This is a genomic window from Vibrio sp. MOR3 (genome assembly GCF_001557775.1).
In the GTDB taxonomy this organism is placed as follows: domain Bacteria; phylum Pseudomonadota; class Gammaproteobacteria; order Enterobacterales; family Vibrionaceae; genus Vibrio; species Vibrio jasicida.
The window spans coordinates 471,119-490,118 of the sequence record NZ_LNRD01000002.1 but is presented as its reverse complement, the minus strand read 5'-3'; the positions used below and the strand labels follow the sequence as shown (position 1 = coordinate 490,118).

At 45.9% G+C, this 19,000-nt stretch carries 16 protein-coding genes; 8 read left to right on the top strand and 8 right to left on the bottom strand.

Translation table 11 applies throughout. The features are described from left to right. Positions 1 to 79: 79 nt before the first annotated feature. The 5 genes from ATB76_RS06790 to ATB76_RS06770 all read right to left on the bottom strand — a co-directional run bounded on the left by ATB76_RS06790 (position 80) and on the right by ATB76_RS06770 (position 5,232). Positions 80 to 1,570: a tripartite tricarboxylate transporter permease gene (locus ATB76_RS06790; protein ID WP_038867030.1), complete on the bottom strand. Its 1,491-nt coding sequence runs from the start codon at positions 1,568 to 1,570 to the stop codon at positions 80 to 82. 9 nt (positions 1,571 to 1,579) lie between these two features. Further along, positions 1,580 to 1,993, bottom strand: a complete 414-nt coding sequence (locus ATB76_RS06785; RefSeq protein WP_061034986.1) for a tripartite tricarboxylate transporter TctB family protein — start codon at positions 1,991 to 1,993, stop codon at positions 1,580 to 1,582. A 159-nt stretch (positions 1,994 to 2,152) separates the two neighbouring features. Continuing rightward, positions 2,153 to 3,079, bottom strand: a complete 927-nt coding sequence (locus tag ATB76_RS06780) for a tripartite tricarboxylate transporter substrate binding protein (RefSeq protein ID WP_061034920.1) — start codon at positions 3,077 to 3,079, stop codon at positions 2,153 to 2,155. Positions 3,080 to 3,101: 22 nt separating this feature from the next. Further along, positions 3,102 to 3,575, bottom strand: a complete 474-nt coding sequence (locus ATB76_RS06775) for a hypothetical protein (RefSeq protein WP_038867033.1) — start codon at positions 3,573 to 3,575, stop codon at positions 3,102 to 3,104. A gap of 313 nt (positions 3,576 to 3,888) precedes the next feature. Continuing rightward, complete coding sequence (locus ATB76_RS06770) at positions 3,889 to 5,232, bottom strand: polysaccharide lyase family 7 protein (RefSeq protein WP_061034919.1); 1,344 nt, start codon at positions 5,230 to 5,232, stop codon at positions 3,889 to 3,891. Between the two features lie 553 nt (positions 5,233 to 5,785). Between ATB76_RS06770 and ATB76_RS06765 the strand changes: the two genes are divergently transcribed. Together ATB76_RS06765 and ATB76_RS06760 are read left to right on the top strand one after the other, a co-directional pair. Next, on the top strand, positions 5,786 to 6,043 hold the full coding sequence (locus ATB76_RS06765) for a hypothetical protein (protein WP_038867037.1): 258 nt from the start codon (positions 5,786 to 5,788) through the stop codon (positions 6,041 to 6,043). Between the two features lie 158 nt (positions 6,044 to 6,201). Next, complete coding sequence (locus ATB76_RS06760; RefSeq protein ID WP_061034918.1) at positions 6,202 to 7,230, top strand: metal-dependent hydrolase; 1,029 nt, start codon at positions 6,202 to 6,204, stop codon at positions 7,228 to 7,230. 128 nt (positions 7,231 to 7,358) lie between these two features. Here the strand turns inward: ATB76_RS06760 and ATB76_RS06755 are convergent, their stop codons facing one another. Further along, complete coding sequence (locus tag ATB76_RS06755; RefSeq protein ID WP_061034917.1) at positions 7,359 to 8,138, bottom strand: tRNA isopentenyl-2-thiomethyl-A-37 hydroxylase MiaE; 780 nt, start codon at positions 8,136 to 8,138, stop codon at positions 7,359 to 7,361. 123 nt (positions 8,139 to 8,261) lie between these two features. Then, positions 8,262 to 9,026: a hypothetical protein gene (locus ATB76_RS06750; RefSeq protein WP_061034916.1), complete on the bottom strand. Its 765-nt coding sequence runs from the start codon at positions 9,024 to 9,026 to the stop codon at positions 8,262 to 8,264. 354 nt (positions 9,027 to 9,380) lie between these two features. Between ATB76_RS06750 and cysB the strand changes: the two genes are divergently transcribed. Further along, a complete protein-coding gene (gene cysB, locus ATB76_RS06745; protein WP_038867045.1) occupies positions 9,381 to 10,355 on the top strand; it encodes an HTH-type transcriptional regulator CysB in 975 nt (324 codons plus the stop codon). Positions 10,356 to 10,408: 53 nt separating this feature from the next. Beyond that, positions 10,409 to 11,605, top strand: a complete 1,197-nt coding sequence (locus ATB76_RS06740; protein ID WP_061034915.1) for a methyltransferase — start codon at positions 10,409 to 10,411, stop codon at positions 11,603 to 11,605. Positions 11,606 to 11,698: 93 nt separating this feature from the next. Here ATB76_RS06740 and ald read toward each other — a convergent pair whose 3' ends face one another. Next, positions 11,699 to 12,823, bottom strand: coding sequence for an alanine dehydrogenase (gene ald / locus ATB76_RS06735; protein ID WP_038881470.1), 1,125 nt, complete (start codon positions 12,821 to 12,823; stop codon positions 11,699 to 11,701). Positions 12,824 to 12,979: 156 nt separating this feature from the next. Here ald and lrp point away from each other — a divergent pair, with 156 nt between their 5' ends. From lrp to ATB76_RS06715, 4 genes are all read left to right on the top strand, one after another. Beyond that, entirely contained in the window at positions 12,980 to 13,474 is a 495-nt protein-coding gene (lrp, locus tag ATB76_RS06730; protein ID WP_009842652.1) for a leucine-responsive transcriptional regulator Lrp, read from the top strand. 151 nt (positions 13,475 to 13,625) lie between these two features. Then, a complete protein-coding gene (locus ATB76_RS06725) occupies positions 13,626 to 16,895 on the top strand; it encodes a DNA translocase FtsK (RefSeq protein ID WP_061034914.1) in 3,270 nt (1,089 codons plus the stop codon). A 74-nt stretch (positions 16,896 to 16,969) separates the two neighbouring features. Beyond that, positions 16,970 to 17,596 (top strand): outer membrane lipoprotein chaperone LolA, encoded by a 627-nt coding sequence (lolA, locus tag ATB76_RS06720; protein ID WP_039975081.1) that lies wholly within the window; start codon positions 16,970 to 16,972, stop codon positions 17,594 to 17,596. A 66-nt stretch (positions 17,597 to 17,662) separates the two neighbouring features. After that, complete coding sequence (locus ATB76_RS06715) at positions 17,663 to 18,952, top strand: replication-associated recombination protein A (protein ID WP_276306962.1); 1,290 nt, start codon at positions 17,663 to 17,665, stop codon at positions 18,950 to 18,952. Positions 18,953 to 19,000 lie beyond the last annotated feature (48 nt).

Genomic DNA, 19,000 nt, shown 5'->3' with positions numbered 1-19,000 from the left:
GAAATCAAACCCTCATAGAACCCAAGCCGGACATCAGAGTCCGGCTTTTTGCTGTGTGTTAGTCGTTACGTAACCTTTTCTAGGTTGTGGCTTGGGGTTTGGCTTTCTTCTTCATCTTTAATGTTGAGTAAACCGAGAAGATCGCGAGCAACACGAAGGCAAGTGCGATTGGTCGCTCATACAAGAATGACCACGAGTTATCGTACATGAGTAAGGCTTTGCGTAAGTTGGTTTCTGCCATTGGCCCCAAAATGATGGCCAACAATATTGGCGAGGATGGAATGTCCATCTTGCCGAGGGCGAAGCCCAGTAAACCAAACGCGATAGCGATGCCGACATCAAACATAGAGTTGTTAATCGCATAAGCACCAACCACGGACAGGAAGATAATGATTGGAATCATCAGTATTTTCGGAACTTCGATGATGCGACAGAAGAAGCGAATACCAAGTAAGCCAACCAGCAGCATGACGATATTAGCGACCAACATCGAGCTAAAGACGCCATAAACCACCTCGGGACTTTGGCTAAACAACAGAGGCCCTGGCGTTAAACCTTGCACAATAAGTGCGCCCAACAAAACTGCTGCAACGGCATCACCCGGAACCCCCAGTGTGAGCAAAGGGACTAATGAGCCACCGGTTACGCCGTTGTTGCCGGATTCAGCTGCGGCTAATCCATGAAGTGACCCCTTACCAAACTCTTCCGGTTTTTTCGCTGAACGTTTGGCTTCGTTGTAGCAAACAAAAGCTGAGACATCTGCACCAGCACCGGGTACAGAGCCAATCGCAGTGCCAATCAGGCCGCTTTTAGTGGCTGTAGGCAGGATCGTCTTAAGGTCTTTTTTGCTTAAGATTTTACGATCAAATGTTGGTACTTCTGCATGCTTTTCATTGATGATCTTCTCGATCTGATTAATGGCTTCTGACAAGGCAAACAAGCCAATAAGCACCGGAATAACATTGATGCCGCTATAAAGATCCATCATTCCAAATGTGAAGCGCGGAACGCTACTGATAGGGTCAAGACCGACCGTCGACACCAATAAACCAATGCTACCAGCCAACAAGCCTTTCAAAATGTTTTGAGAAGAAACGCTAACAATAATGGTTAGGCCAAACAGAGCGAGCGCAAAGTACTCGGGCGCGTTAAAGCGTAGTGCAAAGTTTGCCAAAAGCGGGGAGATGGCAATTAAGACAATCGTACTCAGTAGTCCGCCGACAAACGAGGCAACCGCAGAAATACTGAGCGCGCGAGCGGCTTGTCCTTTTGCTGCTAAGGTGTGTCCATCGAGTACCGTCGCGGCTGAAGCCGGTGTACCCGGTGTCTTCAATAGAATGGCGGCAATTGAGCCTCCGTAAATACCACCAATATAGACGCCAATAAGCATCACCAGTGCTGGTGTGGAATCCATACCAAAGGTAAAAGGCAATAGAATCGCCACGCCCATGGTAGCCGTCAGTCCGGGTAGTGCGCCTAAGATGATCCCACCGACAACACCGAAAATTAAGATTGGTAATACTTCTGGGCTAAATGCGGTTAGTAGGCCATTGAGTAAGTGTTCAAACATAGCCTCTCCTTAATAGTACAAGCCTTGAGGTAGAGCGATGTAAAACACCTCTCCAAATAGGTAATACACCCCAAATACAAAACACCAAGCGATAAGGTAATACAGCGGCTTTTTGACTTTGAAAAAGACCAAGTAAGCCGTGAACGCGATTAAGCTTGCAATCAAATAACCGACGATATGAATCAGCAGCGCATAAGCCACGAGAAAGCCGATTCCAAATATCGCCATTTTTGAAAATATAGGAACGGCAGGCGGTTGAATGGATGCTTTTAGCTTTCGTTGGACGATAAGAGCGATGCAAATGACGATTTGTGCAATTGCGATAGCACTAGGGAAGAATTGGGCGTTAACGCTGGCGTCTTGGTAGTGCGGTTCATCGAATTGGCTGATGAGCACAAGTACGATGCTGCTAATGACGATCATCAAAAGCGGGAAAAAGATCTCTCTATCCAGTTTTGATGACGGTTGGTTTTGAATGGGTTCTGTGGGCTGTGAGCCGCTTTGTTGTAGGCTGTTTTGACTCATGCTGATTCTCCTCAACACGAAGAGCACCGGGGTGATGCTCTTCGCTTAAAACATCACTTACTGAATTAGTTTTGCGAGTGCTTTGCTGTCTTCATCAACAAACTTGGTAAACGCTTCTGCATCCATGTTATGAATCGACATTGCGCCTTTTTCCATAAACTCTTTGAACTCTGCCGATGCCATTGCTTCATCAAAGGCTTTACCTAGCGTTTCAATAACTTCATCTGGCGTGTTCTTTGGTGCGCCAATACCGCGCCATGTACCAGTAACAACATCAACACCTTGCTCTTTCAAGGTTGGAACATCGGCGATGTATTCAATGCGTTCGTCTGACATGACGCCCAATGCTTTTAATTGACCTGAACGCAACTGAGCAATGGCTTCTCCTGGCGTTACCATGGTGACGTCTGTGTGTTTACCAAGTACCGCGGGAATCGCTTCCGATGCACCGTTGTATGGAATGGCGTTAAGTTTGATTCCTTGGTTCTGCTCTAATGCCATCAGGTAGAAGTTCGGAGCTGCAGTCGAGGCAAACTTTACTTTACCTTCGCCTTTTTTGGCTTCGGCGATAAGGTCATTGATGGTGTTGAAAGGGCTGTCTTTATGAACCAAAACCACGGCAGGATCGAGGTTAACCATTCGAATTAGTTTAAAGTCACTCGCATCATGTCGCATTAAACCCATTTGAGGGAGAGAAGCGATTTCACGAGTGACAACCGTAAGCGTGTACCCATCTGGACGCTGCTGTGCACCAAAGCTCATGCCCCCCGCGCCAGCCCCCCCAGTGCGGTTCATCACGGCGATGTTTTGTCCTAGTACATCTTTTGCGGAGTTAGCCAGAGTTCGACCGCCGGCGTCAGTCCCACCGCCTGCACCAAACGGAACAATAAGACGGATGTTTTTCGTTGGATAATCCGCGGCAATAGCCGTTGCAGAGACCATGATGCCAGCGGCGACAAGTAGAGATTTAAGAAGCTTGTTCATAATAATCGACCTTTTGTTTCCGTTAGTTTTTGTATGCTTGTGTAGGGTGGTTTGTTTTATTGTTTTGATATTCGCTCATGCAGAGCTGCTCAAACGCGACGGCGATCCAGCCGCTTATGAGCATGTCATACCATTGCTCGACACCACTGCACGCAACGACGACGTCGCCATGTACAAATGAGCCGAAGAACAGCAAATCGTTTTCTTGTAGAGAAGAGGTTTGGGTGGTTTGGTTATGAATATTAGGGCGGCCGTTGCGCCATGCTTGTTGTGCTTTGTTTCTTGCGAACTCATCAAATGGAATGGTCCATTCTTGTGGTTGTCCCAGAGATGTTTCATAGAGAACGGCATCAGTAAAAGACGCTTCCCACGGTTTTACTCTAGGATCCATCACCACGATATGGAGCTCTTTTCGATTGGTTCGTTCGAATAATCGTTCTATGGATGGCTTGACTAACTCGACAGCATCCATGGCAATTTCAACATGACTTTTCATCATTGATTCCTTTTGATGTTCTTACCTGAACTTGCAAAAGAAATGATATTGTATGACAAGTGAGTGCGAAACGTACGAAACGATTAAATGATGGTCAGATCACTTGTGAATCAAGAGAATAGTGCGAGGGATCTAACTTTAATAAGGATATTGGTCATAAAAGTGAGGGCTGAATCAAGTTTTATAACTAAGACAATAAAGTGGTATTCATCACGATAAATTTTACGTATAAACCGTTTTTTATTGTTGTTAATGCCATCACTAAGATGGAAAGTAGCGGAAGGGAGTTAACCTTCCGCTTGGCTTTATAGATCTAAGGGAACTCGTATCCTTCATGGCTGTTGGTGAGGTAGTAGAACGTTGCTTGTACGTAGTCTGTAGGGTCACCAGAGTTGTTTTGGTTGTAAACCCCTGCCTTGAAGTACATGTACTGACCGCCAACATCGTAGCCACTCGTGCTCATGTCGACAGTTTCCGTCACGTCTTCATGATCATCTCGCTGAATTGTCACGATCAACTGGTTACCTTGAACTTCAATGCGATAGAAGAAGAGTTCATTAAGGGCGATACCATCAGAAGGTTCAGAGGCATCATCTGCAGAGCTGCCGATTAGGTTGATGAACTGCTCATCGTCTGGAGAAGCGTCTGCGTTAGGTTCATGTGCAAAGTACAATGAACCTTTGCTGTGACCGGGTAGTAAGCGATAGTAAAGTCGAATTGGCTCGTCATTATTGGCGTGGATCTGACCAACAATCACTCGGCCGATTTGGTTGCTATCGCCGGTTGTTGTCACCGCGTTGACCGCGAGAGTTGCTTCTAATACACCGTCAACGCCGCCTGATGCATCTTGGTCATCTGCTGGAGCGCTTGCAAATACCCAGTTATTCTTGGTAATACCCGTGGTGGAAATACTGGTATCGCCTCGGCGTAACATTTCGCGCATTTCAGAACGCGTGTATTTGGTATTACTTGATGTCGTTGCCCCTTCAACTGGAGAGATAAATACGAGGCCACCGTCGTCTCCCGTATAGAAGAATTCTGTGTTTTCGTAACCACTTGATAACTCATCTTCTTTTACTTCTTGTGCATCGCCAGAGGCGTTACCGTTATCGTCAACAGGTAAATCCAGTTTCCAATCAAGTAGATCAAAGTTATCGGAAGGTGGCACTGACGGGTCAAGGTCAAACATAGGTAAAGAAGTCGTCGGTGGATCAATGATGTCTGATGAGTTGAGTGCGAACAGGTCAACACGTCCTTCGGCACTATTGTATTCACCAAATATGGTGATCTCGGTTGAATCCTGCGAGTTAAAGATGACGGTTGTTTTCGCCCAATCGCTATTGGATGCAGATTGGCTATAGGTACTTCCACCAACGTCTACGCCAATGTTTGCATCACCCCGCACATAAGCACTGAGTGTATATTCGGTGTTGACGATAACGGAAACGGTTTGCTCAAGTCGAGCTCCATCATCTTCGAATTTTGCTGATTTTACACCATCGTAAGCAACGCCAGATTCGGCGGTTGGGTCGAATTCCGTCCAGCCAGAAAAGCTCTCTTCAAAACTTGGGTTTATTAAATTCACTTGAGCGCTGTGCGAGGCAAATGTTGTTAGTAACAACGCACTACCGACAATATTCGTGAGTGTGATCTTCATATTGTTCTCCATGGTTAACGTCATTCTTCGTGACATACAAAGAAAGTAATATTGCTTGTATTTAAATAACACAAATATGCGTAGTGTTGATTATGTGAAGTATGAAGTGGAGGGGAAAAACACAAATATTGAAATTGAAATGGACGAAAAAGTGACCACTGCCAGTTGTTGACAATGTAACCAACTTTCTATGCTGCTCGGACTATGATTTTGCTTCTGAAATTGGATGTTTGAATAGTATGGCGGTGATTGATTGGAGTGATAAAACAACCTATATAATATGATTTATGTGACCGAGAGCGAATTTATACTCAATAATAAAATTGGCAGAAAGGCGAAAAGTTCTTTATTGGGAAGAAGTGAATGTGTGTCTTTGTACTTCACAGCGGTAAATTGTTTAAGCAGGTGAGTATCTTTTTGTCGTAAGTTCGTTTCATGTTTTGCTAATAAATGACTTTAGGCTGCAATAACGTTGTCATGTTTGGTCTATAAGTTGTGCGACTTGAAAGCCCAACTGCATGGCGGGCAACGCAAACTTTTAGATTGGAACCCCATGACACGAGCAGTAAATCAAACCGATGAAGCCATCATCAAATTGTTGCAGAGCCAAGGCCTTATTAAAAGCGAAGCTGAAGCGCGATTAAAGAAAGACGTGTACCGTTTACACCCGAGTGAAATCGAAAAAGTGAAAAATTACGCTCAACACTTTGGCATTAGTGCGAAAGAGAAATTGATTGATGAGATTTTAGATCTTCGACGTGAAGCGTTAATCAAGAAAATCTCCCGCCAAGAGACTGCTTTTTTTAAGTAAAGCGCCTTCAAACTATCAAAGACATTTGATCGCCCCTTAGTGTGTAAAAGTAAGTAAATAAGAGACATAAAGTGGGTGACTGGTTTGACACATATGGAAATGCGTTTTAGTTTTCGAACCAATCAATCTTTGTCATGAATGAGTATAGATAGCGGGATATGGATTCAATCACGCAAGCTGCACTAGGAGCGACCGTCGCTGGCGCGATCGCAGGGAAGCGCTGCAACGCAAAGGTGCTATTAATGGGGGCAGCCCTCGGAACCTTGCCAGATCTGGATGTGATTCTGGACTATGGCGATGCCGTGCAAAACACAATTAAGCATCGTGGTTTTAGTCACTCTTTACTTGTTTTGCCTCCTTTCGCTTTGCTGATTTCTTGGCTCTATTGCCGCTGGCGACCAGATACGTTTTGGACACTTTCTCGAGTGTTCTTTTTAACCGTGAGCGTGTTTGTTACCCACACTTTGCTGGATGCAATGACAACGTATGGCACGCAGTTGATTTGGCCATTTGAGGGCTATTTTGAGCTGCGGAACGTGTTCATTATCGATCCGCTTTACACGCTGCCTTTATTGCTTGCGATTGGTGTGGCTATGTTTTCCAAAACTCGCGGCGGACGCTGGTGTCAGAGCGTGGTGTTGATTTCGACGCTTTATCTTGGTTGGGGTTACGCATCGCAGCAAATGATCGCGTCTCGCGTGGAACAAAACTTGAGTGCGCAGAACTTACCGAATCAACAAGTACTGATCACCCCAACACCGTTCAATACCGTTTTGTGGCGCGTCGTCGTAATGGATGACGGCCAATACTATGAAGGTTTGGCGTCAGTCCTCGATGGTAGTGACCACATTGATTTTGTCTCGCACCCGCTTGGGAGTTGGCCATTGGAAGACAAGCCAGACACATTGAAAGGGCTTAAGGCTTTCTCTCACGATTACCTAAACTACCGTATTGAAGACGATGCGTTGATTGTGACTGACTTACGTTTGGGTATGTCCAACAACTTATCGTTCGAGTTTATCTTTGCTGAGAAGGGGAAAGATGGACAATGGCAGTTGTTGGAATCGACGGAGCGTTACCCAAGTGAACGTAGTTTGGATTTACTTGGCCAGCTTTGGGAAAGGCTGAAAGGTGACCAGAGTATTGATGCAAATTTACAACGTATTGAGTTGAGTGCGCGTTCTTAGTTTGTGTGTATGAGATCCCCAACTCGTACGTGCCTCGCTCTTGAGGATGAAGATACGAGATACTGGATTAGATACAGAAAAGCCGGACGTGATGTCCGGCTTTTTGCTATTTAACGTTAGGCTGCAGCCTATGCCGTTAACACTGGAGCGCCACTGTGGAATTTGAAATCTTCATCTGGTGTTGAAATCAGTGCTGCTTCAATGCGACCAAATTCCGCCACACGCTCGCTGATGTCTTTACCCGCTATTTGCTCTGCCAGAATCAAGTAATCTTGATAGTGACGCGCTTCTGAGCGCAATAGAGAAACATAGAACTTCGCGATATCGTCATCCATGTGCGGAGCCAGTTTGGCGAAACGTTCACACGAGCGAGCTTCGATGTAGGCACCGATAATGAGCTTATCAATCAACGTTTCTGGCTCGTATGTCTTCATGTGCGAAATCAGCGTTTTGGCATAGCGGCTTGCCGGAATGTTTTTGTATTCCACACCACGGCTTTCCATGATTTCTAGAACTTGGTAGAAGTGGTGTAACTCTTCTTTGATCAGCAGCACCATCTTATCAATAAGATCTTGGCTGTATGGTGAATCCGACTTAGCAATGATCGCTTTGGAAATGTTGCTCTTACCTTTTAAAGTATCGAGTGAGCCAGTTTTGCGGTAAGCGAAGTCCTCATAAGGTTTAAACCAATCAAGTAGGGCAAGTGAGCTTGCGTCGTCTACTGCGTATTTACGGATTAAAAGCATAGCAGACTGACCTGCTTTGAGTTCACACAGTAGGTGATCTACTAAAATCGTTGGCAGGTTTTCCGGTTTCTTTGCTTCCTCAACCCATTCATCTGGGGTGCTGCATTGCAAGAATTGGTTAATGGGAGCAAGAAGGTCCTGATAGGCGTCGAGATTAATCATTTTAGTTCTTAGTACGTTGTATTCTATTTTGGTGTAACCATCGGCATCTTGAGCAAATACAAGATACAAAAAAGGCCGCAAACGCAGCCTTTAATCGAGTAGTGCGAAAAGCTTGTGGAGAGTTTACCACTTTTTCTTTTCACCGAAGAGCGCATCCATATCATTGTCGCGTTCTTTATCGGCAAGCTGCTGCATTTCTGCTTCATTCTTGTCTTGGCGTTTCTTGTCTAGGTCACCAAGCATTTCTTCCAGCTTTTGTTTTGCTTGAATCGAGTACGCATCGTTCTTTGTACTTAGGGCATCAATGCCTTTACGAAGCAGTTGCAATGCGGTGCCAGGTTGGCCACGAGCAATGGAATCGTTCGCTCGCTTGATAACGTTTTCGATGTTAATACGAATCTGCATAGTTTCCAGACGCGCGTTCTCTGTTACGTAAGTTTGCGTATCTAAACGGCCTTTGTTGTGCTCATTACGAACTGCATCACGAAGACGTTTGACGAGCTTTAACATTACAATGGCTTGTTTATCGCTGCTCGGCATTTTGAATGTGGTGCTTTCACCGTTTGCGCTGCTCTCATTCAATTGAGAAATTTGCTGCTTCATGTTTTCGATGCGCTGAACAAGCTGCTTGTTCTTTGGATCAAGGTCGCGCATGCTTTCGAGTGCATCAAGAATACGGTTGTTAAGACACAGCAGTAAGTCCTTGCTGAAAGGAATATGATGAGCGTGCCCGATGAGCTCTTCAGTACCGTCAATCAGCGCCACATAGCGAGCAGACTCCTGTCTTTTCGCGGTCTCTACTTTTACCTTGTACTGCAACATGATGTTATAGCCAAGGATCAATACCAGTAGGATGGCAACCAAAGCGATTATTAAAGTCAAATTCATATCTTTGCTTCTACTACTTGTTACTTTTCTGTGTCCAGCGTTCAAGAATACATGAATCTTATCTTTCTCGGCACCCTATTTATCTGATTATTTTGCTCCAAACACGTTTTCCTGTGGAAATCAGCAGGGAATGCGGTGAGCTCCTGAAAAAACCTATTTTTAATGATTCAACCCCTTGCATATTGGCAGCATTGAACGACCTTGCTATGAGCTTCGGGTATAAGTTAGAAATTACTGTTCATTTAGTTGCTAACACGTTATAACTAAACATTATATCGTGTGCATTCATATGCTCGGGAGGGCGGCCACGATGGGTATGACGTTATTATCTCGATAAATGAGTAAGGGATTACGATGAAGCTGCAACAACTGAAGTACATTGTTGAGGTTGTGAACCATAATCTGAATGTTTCTGCGACGGCAGAGAGCCTATACACATCCCAACCGGGTATCAGTAAACAGGTACGTTTGCTGGAAGATGAATTGGGTATTCAGATCTTCGAACGAAGTGGTAAGCACTTAACGCAGGTGACACCCGCTGGTGAAGAAATCGTGCGAATTTCTCAAGAGATCCTCGCTCGTGTTGAAAGCATTAAAGCGGTCGCAGGGGAGCACACCCACCCTGAAATGGGTACGCTGAACATTTCTACTACGCATACCCAAGCACGTTATGCGTTGCCTGATGTGATTAAAGGCTTTACAGCGCGTTACCCGAAAGTGTCACTGCACATGCACCAAGGCACACCATCCCAAATGTCTGAGGCTATCGCGAAAGGCACGGCGAATTTTGCGATTGCAACGGAAGCGCTTCACCTTTATCAAGATGCGATCATGCTGCCTTGTTACCACTGGAATCGCTCTATCGTGGTACCAAAAGACCACCCACTAGCGAAGAAAGATAAAGTAACGATCCACGATTTGGCGGCGTATCCGCTGGTGACTTACGTGTTTGGCTTTACGGGTCGCTCGGAGCTTGATACCGCATTCAACCGAGAAGGTCTAACACCACGAGTAGTATTTACCGCTACGGACGCAGATGTCATTAAGACTTACGTTCGTATGGGGGTTGGTGTTGGTGTGATTGCGAGCATGGCAGTCGATCACGACCAAGATGGCGATTTGGTGGCGATTGATGCGAGCCACTTGTTTGGTGCGAGTACGACCAGCATTGGCTTCCGTCGCGGTACGTTCTTACGTTCTTACATGTTCGACTTTATGGAGCGCTTTGCGCCGCACTTGACTCGTCCGGTTGTGGAACAGGCGATCTCGCTTAAATCTAATACGGAAATCGAAGAGATGTTTAAAGACATCGAGCTTCCGGTCAGATAACACTTCATTCAAGTTTCGATTCCCTCTACAATGCGCTCGTTGTAGGGGGAGCTATGAAAACGCAATTTCAATTTATTAATGACTGCTTAATCGAGAATCAATCGTTGTGGCGATTTGAGCCCTTTAAAAGCAGCATTCACGCATCATTACCTTGGCAAGAGCAACACCCTCAGTTGTGTCAATGGTTAGCGTCTCTTACCCCTTCTCAGATCGAAGAATACAAATCAGAACCTGAGCTTTTATTTAAAGCGATCGGAACTTGTTTACCTGATCTTGAACCGCTCGCCGCTCTTACTCGCTTAGAAACACTTTCATTAAATGGATTGGAGCTTGCTCGCGGTTTAGACAGTGGTATTCCTGGCCGCAAGTTAGAGCAAATAAGTTCGATGGGCGAAGCGGCTATTCAACATCATCACGGCAAAGAATGGTTAGAGTGGTGTTCAGGAAAAGGCTATTTAGGGCGAATTCTTACCACACAAACGAACCAGCCAGTGACGAGCTTCGAATTCCAACAAGCGCTGTGTGATTCAGGGCAACAAGCGGCGAATGAACATCGTTGGAGCATGACGTTTATTCAAGGTGACGCGTTTGATTCTGCGGCAAAAGCCGTGTTTAAGCCGACACAACATGCGGTGGCGTTACACGCATGTGGTGATCTCCATGTTCGATTAATGCAGTACGGCAGCGAAAACGGCATCGCCGCGATGACAATCTCGCCTTGCTGTTACCATTTGATTCAGTCTGAGCAATATCAGCCAATGTCGGAGCAGGGCAGAGCTTCTTCTCTTTCTTTGTCTAAGCAAGAGCTTCGTATTCCTTTACAACAGACTGTGACTGGAGGTGAGCGTGTCCGCCGTCATCGTCAGCAAGAAATGGTGTTTCGCTTAGGGTTTGATTTGATCACGCGACAAGCGTTAGGGTTGACCGAATATCAACCAGTGCCGAGTATTCGTAAGTCGCAATTAAGTGATGGTTTTGAATCTTTGTGCCATTGGGCCGCAGAGCAAAAGGATATCGAATTGACTCAAGATATTGACTTCTCGAAGTTTGAAAACTTGGCTGAGCAGCGTTTTTGGCAGATGGAGCGTTTGAGTTTGGTTCAGTTGGTATTTCAACGACCATTGGAGATTTGGCTTGCTTTAGACAAAGCACTTTATCTTGAAGAACGTGGTTACCGTGTTAGATTGGCAGAATTTTGCGCTAAATCAGTTACACCTCGAAACATTTTAATTTGCGCTTATAAGTTTTAGATCTTTTTTATAATTAAATGCTCTATACAAAAAAGCCCACTTCTTAGTGGGCTATTGTAAATAAAACGTGACAATTTGTGCGTTATTTTGTCATTAGTTGAACATTGCGATAGCTTTCTCTGGTTCAACGTATTCTAGGTCAAAGCTCTCAGCAACCTCTTTACAAGTCACTTTACCGTGGATAACGTTCAAGCCTTCTAGGAAACCGTTATCTGCTAGAAGCGCTTCACGGTAGCCTTTATTCGCGAGTTTTACGATGTAAGGTAGTGTTGCGTTGTTCAGTGCAAATGTTGATGTGCGAGCAACGGCACCCGGCATGTTAGCCACACAGTAGTGAACAACTTCGTCAACGATGTAAGTTGGCTCTGCGTGTGTCGTTGCGTGAGAAGTTTCAAAACAGCCACCTTGGTCGATTGCTACGTCAACGACCGCTGCGCCTGGCTTCATCTTAGCGATGTGCTCTTTTGTTACTAGTTTAGGAGCGGCAGCACCAGGGATTAGAACTGCACCAATCACTAGGTCAGCTTCTAGAACATGCTTCTCAATCGCGTCTTCTGTAGAATAAACCACTTTCGCGCGGCCTTGGAATTCTTCGTCTAGTTTACGCAGTGTATCTACGTTGCGGTCTAGGATTGTTACGTCAGCACGAAGACCAACAGCCATACGAGCTGCGTTCGCACCAACGACACCACCGCCAACAACAACGACTTTCGCAGGCTCAACACCAGGTACACCACCTAGTAGTAAACCACGGCCACCGTGTGATTTTTCCAGCGTTTGTGCACCAGCTTGGATAGACATCCGACCTGCTACTTCTGACATTGGTGCTAACAGTGGCAAACGACCCATATTATCTGTTACAGTCTCATACGCTATACAGACAGCTTTGCTCTTGATTAGCTCATCAGTTTGTGGAAAATCTGGTGCTAGGTGTAAATAAGTAAATAAAATCTGCCCTTCGCGGAGCATTGCTCTCTCGACGGCTTGTGGTTCTTTTACTTTTACAATCATGTCTGCTTTCGCAAAGACGTCTGCAGCAGTAGGAAGAATGGATGCGCCTACAGCGATGTAATCATCGTCTGAAAAACCAATGCCGGCACCTGCATTGGTCTCAACTAAAACTTGGTGACCATGTGAGATAAGTTCTCTCACGCTAGCTGGGATCATTCCCACACGGTATTCGTGGTTTTTGATTTCCTTAGGTACGCCAATGATCATCCTGTGTCCTCTTTCTAAAATGGTTGTATTAACTGTTTGTAGGGTGTTATTGTCGAATTAATATCTAGTATAGATGTTGATTTGTAATATTTGGCACCAAATATTAAAAAGTTGTAGTATATTTTTTTGCAAGGAAGTAATAAGGTGGAATAAAAAATGGCAGAGAACTATAAGAAGCCGTCCAAGGAACTAGACCGTATCGACCGCAACATTCTTAATGAACTGCAGAAAGACGGTCGTATTTCGAACGTTGAACTTTCAAAACGTGTAGGACTTTCTCCAACGCCGTGTTTGGAGCGTGTGCGTCGCTTAGAGCGTCAAGGTTACATCACAGGTTACACTGCGCTATTAAACCCGCAGTTCCTAGATGCATCACTATTGGTATTCGTAGAAATTACGCTTAACCGTGGTGCGCCAGATGTATTCGAACAGTTTAACGCAGCTGTTCAAAAGCTAGACGACATTCAAGAGTGTCATCTAGTATCAGGTGATTTCGACTATCTTCTAAAAACCCGTGTATCTGATATGGGTGCTTACCGTCGACTACTTGGCGATACGTTACTACGTCTACCTGGCGTAAATGACACTCGCACCTACGTAGTTATGGAAGAAGTGAAGCAAAGTAACCAGCTTGTGATTAAAACTCGTTAAATTCTTGCAAAGAAAGCGGTAAATGCTTCCGCTTTCTCGATAGAGTAATTGGGTTTTTCTCTTTGATATGGTTAAATCAATTTACCGAGCGGCTTTTGCCGCTCGGAATGTTTTGCTTATTCCTAATTCATTTCCATATTCAAGTTGATTTATGTTCAAAGAGAACGCAAAGAAAGTCGAAACCATCATCAAAACCAGTGAAGAGCCTCAGTCTTCGCGTCTTAATGGCTTCCAACGCTTAAAAGAGTGCTGCTTTATCGTTGGCGTTCTTAGTTCGGTATTGTTGGCCGTTGCACTATTTACGTTTAGCCCAGCCGATCCGTCTTGGTCCCAAACTGCTTGGGGCGGAGAGATCGATAACGCTGGTGGTTTGTTCGGCGCTTGGCTTGCCGACACGCTATTTTTCACATTTGGTTCCCTCGCGTACCCACTGCCATTCTTGCTTACTGCAGGGGCATGGGTGATCTGTCGTAAACGCTCAGAGGACGATCCAATTGACCTAATGCTGTGGGGAACCCGTCTATTAGGTTTAGTTATCCTTATTCTTACCAGCTGTGGTCTTGCAGACATTAACTTTGACGACATTTGGTATTTCTCTTCTGGTGGTGTTGTTGGTGATGTGCTGACGAGTCTCGCGTTACCAACGTTGAATGTGCTTGGCACAACCTTGGTATTACTGTTCTTGTGGGGCGCAGGCTTTACGCTATTTAGTGGTATCTCTTGGTTAAAAATTGTCGAGTGGCTTGGCGATCGCGCTTTGGGTCTGATTGCTGCAGTCACTAATAAGGCACGTGGCTCAGAGCAAGAAACACTAGAACCACAATTGGATGAGTTTGTTGACGATCGTGTTATGACGAAACGTCGTGGTGACGATCTGGAAGATGAGCCGCTACCGCACTTAACCGCGTACGAAGTGGATGAACCAAAAGAGTCGGTCCCTGCGCATGAGTACCCAATCTACATGCCTCAATCCGCGGCGGCAGAACAAGCTACATCTCAGTCTGTGTCACCGAAACCGGCCGAGCCTGCTCCGCAGTCAGTTGTTATCCCTGCCTCTATTGCTCAAACTGCTGCTCAAGCGGCACCTGTTCAAGCACAGCCTGTTGAGCCCGTTCAAGCAGTAAACACTGACAACGTGGACCCAACGGTTGAACGCACTAAGCAACTTAATGTCACGATTGAAGAGTTAGAAGCCGCGGCACAACAAGCGGATGACTGGGCGGATGAAGTTCAACCAGTGCCAGTTGCACAAGAAAATGTCGCAGCGCCGATACAGCAACCTATTGAGCCGACACCTGTTCAGCCTGCTTATGCTGCGCAATCAGAACAAGCTTCATACCAAGCGCCAGTTCAACCTCAAATTGACGTTCAGGCAGAACCGTATGTGCAACCTGAGCAGACCGCTCAAACTGAACCGTTTGTGTCTGAGCCTGTTGAGCATGAATCAATGTACTCTGAATACGAGCAGTTCGAAGCGGAGCAAATTCAGCAGTCTTATGTTGCTCAAGACACTGTACATCAGCAAGATGAGCCAATGATTGATTCGGCTTCTCTTGATAACATCACTGAACAAACAGAGCCGAACCAACACATCGAACCAACGATTTCTAACTTTGATGTATTGGATGAAGAAGATGAATTCGTAGCACCGCAAACTGTTCATCAAGCTCAACCTGTTCAAGCTGAACCACAGCAACCAACAGTAGCACCAACTCAGAATGTCCAACCGCAAGTTGCCGTTCAACCTCAACCGCAGGCACCTTCGGCAACGTTTGATCCTGCTCCTCAAGAAGTTGAGGTAGAAGAGGTTCAAGAAGGTGATCAAGACGTAGCAGCGTTCCAAAATTTGGTTTCGAGTGCTCAAGCGAAGGTCGCGGCGAAGCAAAACCCGTTCTTGGTACAGCAAGATCAAAACTTGCCAGTACCAGAAGAGCCACTGCCTACTCTTGAATTGTTGTACCACCCTGAGAAACGTGAAAACTTTATTGATCGTGATGCGCTAGAACAAGTGGCTCGTTTGGTTGAAACCAAGCTTGCAGACTACAAAATCAAAGCGGACGTTGTTGGGATTTACCCAGGTCCGGTTATCACTCGTTTTGAGCTAGATTTGGCTCCGGGTGTGAAAGTAAGTCGAATCTCTGGCCTATCAATGGACTTAGCGCGTGCACTTTCTGCTATGGCCGTGCGTGTTGTTGAAGTAATTCCGGGTAAACCATACATCGGTCTAGAGCTTCCTAACATGAGTCGTCAGACGGTATTTCTATCTGATGTAATCAGTAGCCCTCAGTTTGAACAAGCCACGTCACCAACAACGGTCGTTCTTGGTCAAGACATCGCGGGTGAAGCGGTGATTGCCGACATTGCGAAGATGCCTCACGTGCTGGTTGCTGGTACCACTGGTTCTGGTAAATCAGTCGGTGTAAACGTGATGATCTTGAGTATGCTTTACAAAGCGTCTCCAGAAGATCTGCGTTTCATCATGATCGACCCTAAAATGTTGGAGCTTTCAATCTACGAAGGTATTCCTCATCTTCTTTCTGAAGTTGTAACTGATATGAAAGATGCGTCTAACGCACTACGATGGTGTGTAGGCGAGATGGAGCGTCGTTACAAACTGATGTCTGCATTGGGCGTGCGTAACGTGAAAGGCTTTAACGAGAAGTTGAAGATGGCAGCAGATGCTGGCCACCCAATTCACGACCCATTCTGGCAAGAAGGCGACAGTATGGATACTGAGCCGCCGTTGCTAGAAAAACTGCCTTACATCGTTGTGGTTGTCGATGAATTTGCCGACCTTATGATGGTTGTGGGTAAGAAAGTTGAAGAACTGATTGCGCGTCTTGCTCAGAAAGCTCGTGCAGCAGGTATTCACTTAATCCTTGCGACTCAGCGCCCATCGGTTGATGTAATTACTGGTCTCATTAAAGCAAACATCCCAACTCGTGTTGCGTTTACGGTATCGACGAAGACCGACTCACGTACCATTCTTGACCAAGGTGGCGCAGAGTCGCTACTTGGTATGGGTGATATGCTTTACTTACCGCCTGGTTCTAGCCATACGACTCGTGTTCACGGTGCTTTTGCATCGGATGATGATGTTCACGCGGTTGTAAATAACTGGAAAGCGCGCGGTAAGCCAAACTACATTGATGAAATTATCAGTGGTGACCAAGGTCCTGAAGCTTTGCTACCGGGTGAACAAATGGAATCTGACGAAGAAGTCGATCCACTGTTCGATCAAGTTGTGGAACACGTCGTTCAGTCTCGTCGCGGTTCTGTATCGGGCGTTCAACGTCGATTCAAGATTGGTTACAACCGAGCTGCGCGTATCGTAGAGCAACTGGAAGCACAAGGCATCGTGAGTGCGCCTGGCCATAACGGAAACCGCGAAGTCCTTGCTCCTGCGCCACCAAAAGATTAATGAACTTGTCTTACTCACCTCAGTCCAACTGAGGTGAGCAACTCTAGGTCTTTGACCCTCTGATAGGTATCTGAATGAAAAAACTATTTTCAGCGAAACTATTCTCTGCGCTTGTTTTAAGCTTCTCTCTCTTTTCAACTGCACATGCAGCGTCTCCAAAAGATGAACTAAGCAAACGCCTAGCGATGAACGAAGGCTTCAGTGCGGATTTTTCTCAACAGGTCATCAGTCCTGAAGGTGAAACCGTCATGGAAGGGGAAGGAACGGTTGAAATTTCTCGTCCAAGTCTATTCCGTTGGAGCACCACATTCCCGGATGAGAACTTGCTTGTCTCTGACGGTAAAACGTTGTGGTACTACAGCCCATTTATCGAGCAAGTGAGTATTTACTGGCAAGAACAAGCTACTGAGCAAACGCCATTTGTTTTGTTAACTCGTAATCGTGCAAGTGATTGGGATAACTACAAGATTTCGCAAAAAGGTGACGAATTCACCCTCATTCCTACGGCGGTAGACTCCACACAAGGTCAATTCCAGATTAATATTGATGCCAAAGGTGTGGTAAAAGGCTTCAATGTAGTGGAACAAGATGGGCAAAAAGGCTTGTTCACGTTCAACAATGTGAAGCTTGGTAAACCCAAAGCAGACAGATTTACATTCACAATTCCAGATGGTGTGGAAGTGGATGACCAAAGGAATTAATAGGTAGTGAGCAATTACACATTAGATTTCTCGGGGGACGAAGATTTTCGTCCCCTTGCTGCACGTATGAGACCGGAAACGATTGAACAGTACATCGGTCAGCAGCACATTTTAGGTCCTGGTAAGCCGCTACGCCGTGCGTTAGAGGCTGGGCATATTCACTCCATGATTCTGTGGGGGCCTCCGGGCACAGGTAAGACGACGCTAGCGGAAGTGGCGGCAAACTACGCCAACGCAGAAGTAGAGCGTGTATCAGCTGTGACCTCAGGCGTAAAAGAGATTCGTGCAGCTATCGAGAAAGCACGTGAGAACAAAATGGCGGGCCGTCGTACCATCCTATTCGTGGATGAGGTGCATCGCTTCAACAAATCTCAACAAGACGCGTTTTTGCCTCATATTGAAGATGGCACGGTTACCTTTATTGGAGCGACGACAGAAAACCCATCGTTTGAGCTGAATAACGCATTGTTGTCTCGTGCTCGCGTGTACAAGCTGACGTCTCTCGACAAAGATGAAATCTCACTGGCGCTGAACCAAGCGATCAGTGACAAAGAGCGCGGCTTGGGAAATACGCCCGCACACTTTGCTGATAACGTATTAGACCGCCTAGCAGAATTGGTAAACGGTGATGCTCGCATGTCTCTCAACTATCTTGAGCTGCTTTACGATATGGCAGAGGACAATGTGCAGGGTGAAAAAGAGATCACGCTTAAGTTGCTTGCAGAAGTAGCAGGGGAGAAAGTCTCTCGCTTTGATAACAAAGGTGACATCTGGTACGACTTAATCTCTGCAGTCCACAAATCGATTCGTGGCTCAAACCCAGATGCAGCGCTGTATTGGTCTGCGCGTATGATTGCTGCGGGTTGTGACCCTTTGTATATTGCTCGACGCTTATTGGCGATAGCTTCTGAAGATGTCGGTAATGCTGACCCTCGCGCAATGCAAGTGGCACTTTCTGCGTGGGATTGCTTTACCCGTGTTGGTCCAGCAGAAGGTGAACGCGCGATTGCACAGGCGATCGTGTACTTAGCGTGTGCGCCAAAAAGTAATGCGGTATACGTGGCGTGGAAACAAGCGCTCACAGACGCTCATAACTTACCTGAATATGAAGTGCCGCATCACCTTAGAAATGCACCAACCAGTTTGATGAAAGACATGGGTTATGGGGCAGAGTATCGTTATGCTCACGATGAGCCTGGCGCTTACGCTGCTGGTGAGCAATATTTGCCACCTGAAATGGGCGATCGTAGGTACTATCAGCCGACAAATCGTGGTCTAGAGACCAAAATCGGCGAAAAGTTAGATTACTTGGCTACTTTAGACGCAAATAGCCCACAAAAGCGCTATGAAAAGTAGGCGTTTTTGGATACATTTGTTCAGTAAATTTTTTTAACGCGTACGCTT

Coding starts and splice junctions, on each gene's coding strand:
- lolA (WP_039975081.1), top strand. CDS start 16,970: ATGAAAAAACTATTTTCAGCGAAACTATTCTCTGCGCTTGTTTTAAGC.
- ATB76_RS06785 (WP_061034986.1), bottom strand. CDS start 1,993: ATGATCGTCATTAGCAGCATCGTACTTGTGCTCATCAGCCAATTCGAT.
- ATB76_RS06790 (WP_038867030.1), bottom strand. CDS start 1,570: ATGTTTGAACACTTACTCAATGGCCTACTAACCGCATTTAGCCCAGAA.
- ATB76_RS06725 (WP_061034914.1), top strand. CDS start 13,626: ATGTTCAAAGAGAACGCAAAGAAAGTCGAAACCATCATCAAAACCAGT.
- ATB76_RS06770 (WP_061034919.1), bottom strand. CDS start 5,232: ATGAAGATCACACTCACGAATATTGTCGGTAGTGCGTTGTTACTAACA.
- ATB76_RS06715 (WP_276306962.1), top strand. CDS start 17,663: ATGAGACCGGAAACGATTGAACAGTACATCGGTCAGCAGCACATTTTA.
- lrp (WP_009842652.1), top strand. CDS start 12,980: ATGGCAGAGAACTATAAGAAGCCGTCCAAGGAACTAGACCGTATCGAC.
- ATB76_RS06760 (WP_061034918.1), top strand. CDS start 6,202: ATGGATTCAATCACGCAAGCTGCACTAGGAGCGACCGTCGCTGGCGCG.
- ATB76_RS06740 (WP_061034915.1), top strand. CDS start 10,409: ATGAAAACGCAATTTCAATTTATTAATGACTGCTTAATCGAGAATCAA.
- cysB (WP_038867045.1), top strand. CDS start 9,381: ATGAAGCTGCAACAACTGAAGTACATTGTTGAGGTTGTGAACCATAAT.
- ATB76_RS06750 (WP_061034916.1), bottom strand. CDS start 9,026: ATGAATTTGACTTTAATAATCGCTTTGGTTGCCATCCTACTGGTATTG.
- ATB76_RS06755 (WP_061034917.1), bottom strand. CDS start 8,138: ATGATTAATCTCGACGCCTATCAGGACCTTCTTGCTCCCATTAACCAA.
- ATB76_RS06765 (WP_038867037.1), top strand. CDS start 5,786: ATGACACGAGCAGTAAATCAAACCGATGAAGCCATCATCAAATTGTTG.
- ald (WP_038881470.1), bottom strand. CDS start 12,823: ATGATCATTGGCGTACCTAAGGAAATCAAAAACCACGAATACCGTGTG.
- ATB76_RS06775 (WP_038867033.1), bottom strand. CDS start 3,575: ATGAAAAGTCATGTTGAAATTGCCATGGATGCTGTCGAGTTAGTCAAG.
- ATB76_RS06780 (WP_061034920.1), bottom strand. CDS start 3,079: ATGAACAAGCTTCTTAAATCTCTACTTGTCGCCGCTGGCATCATGGTC.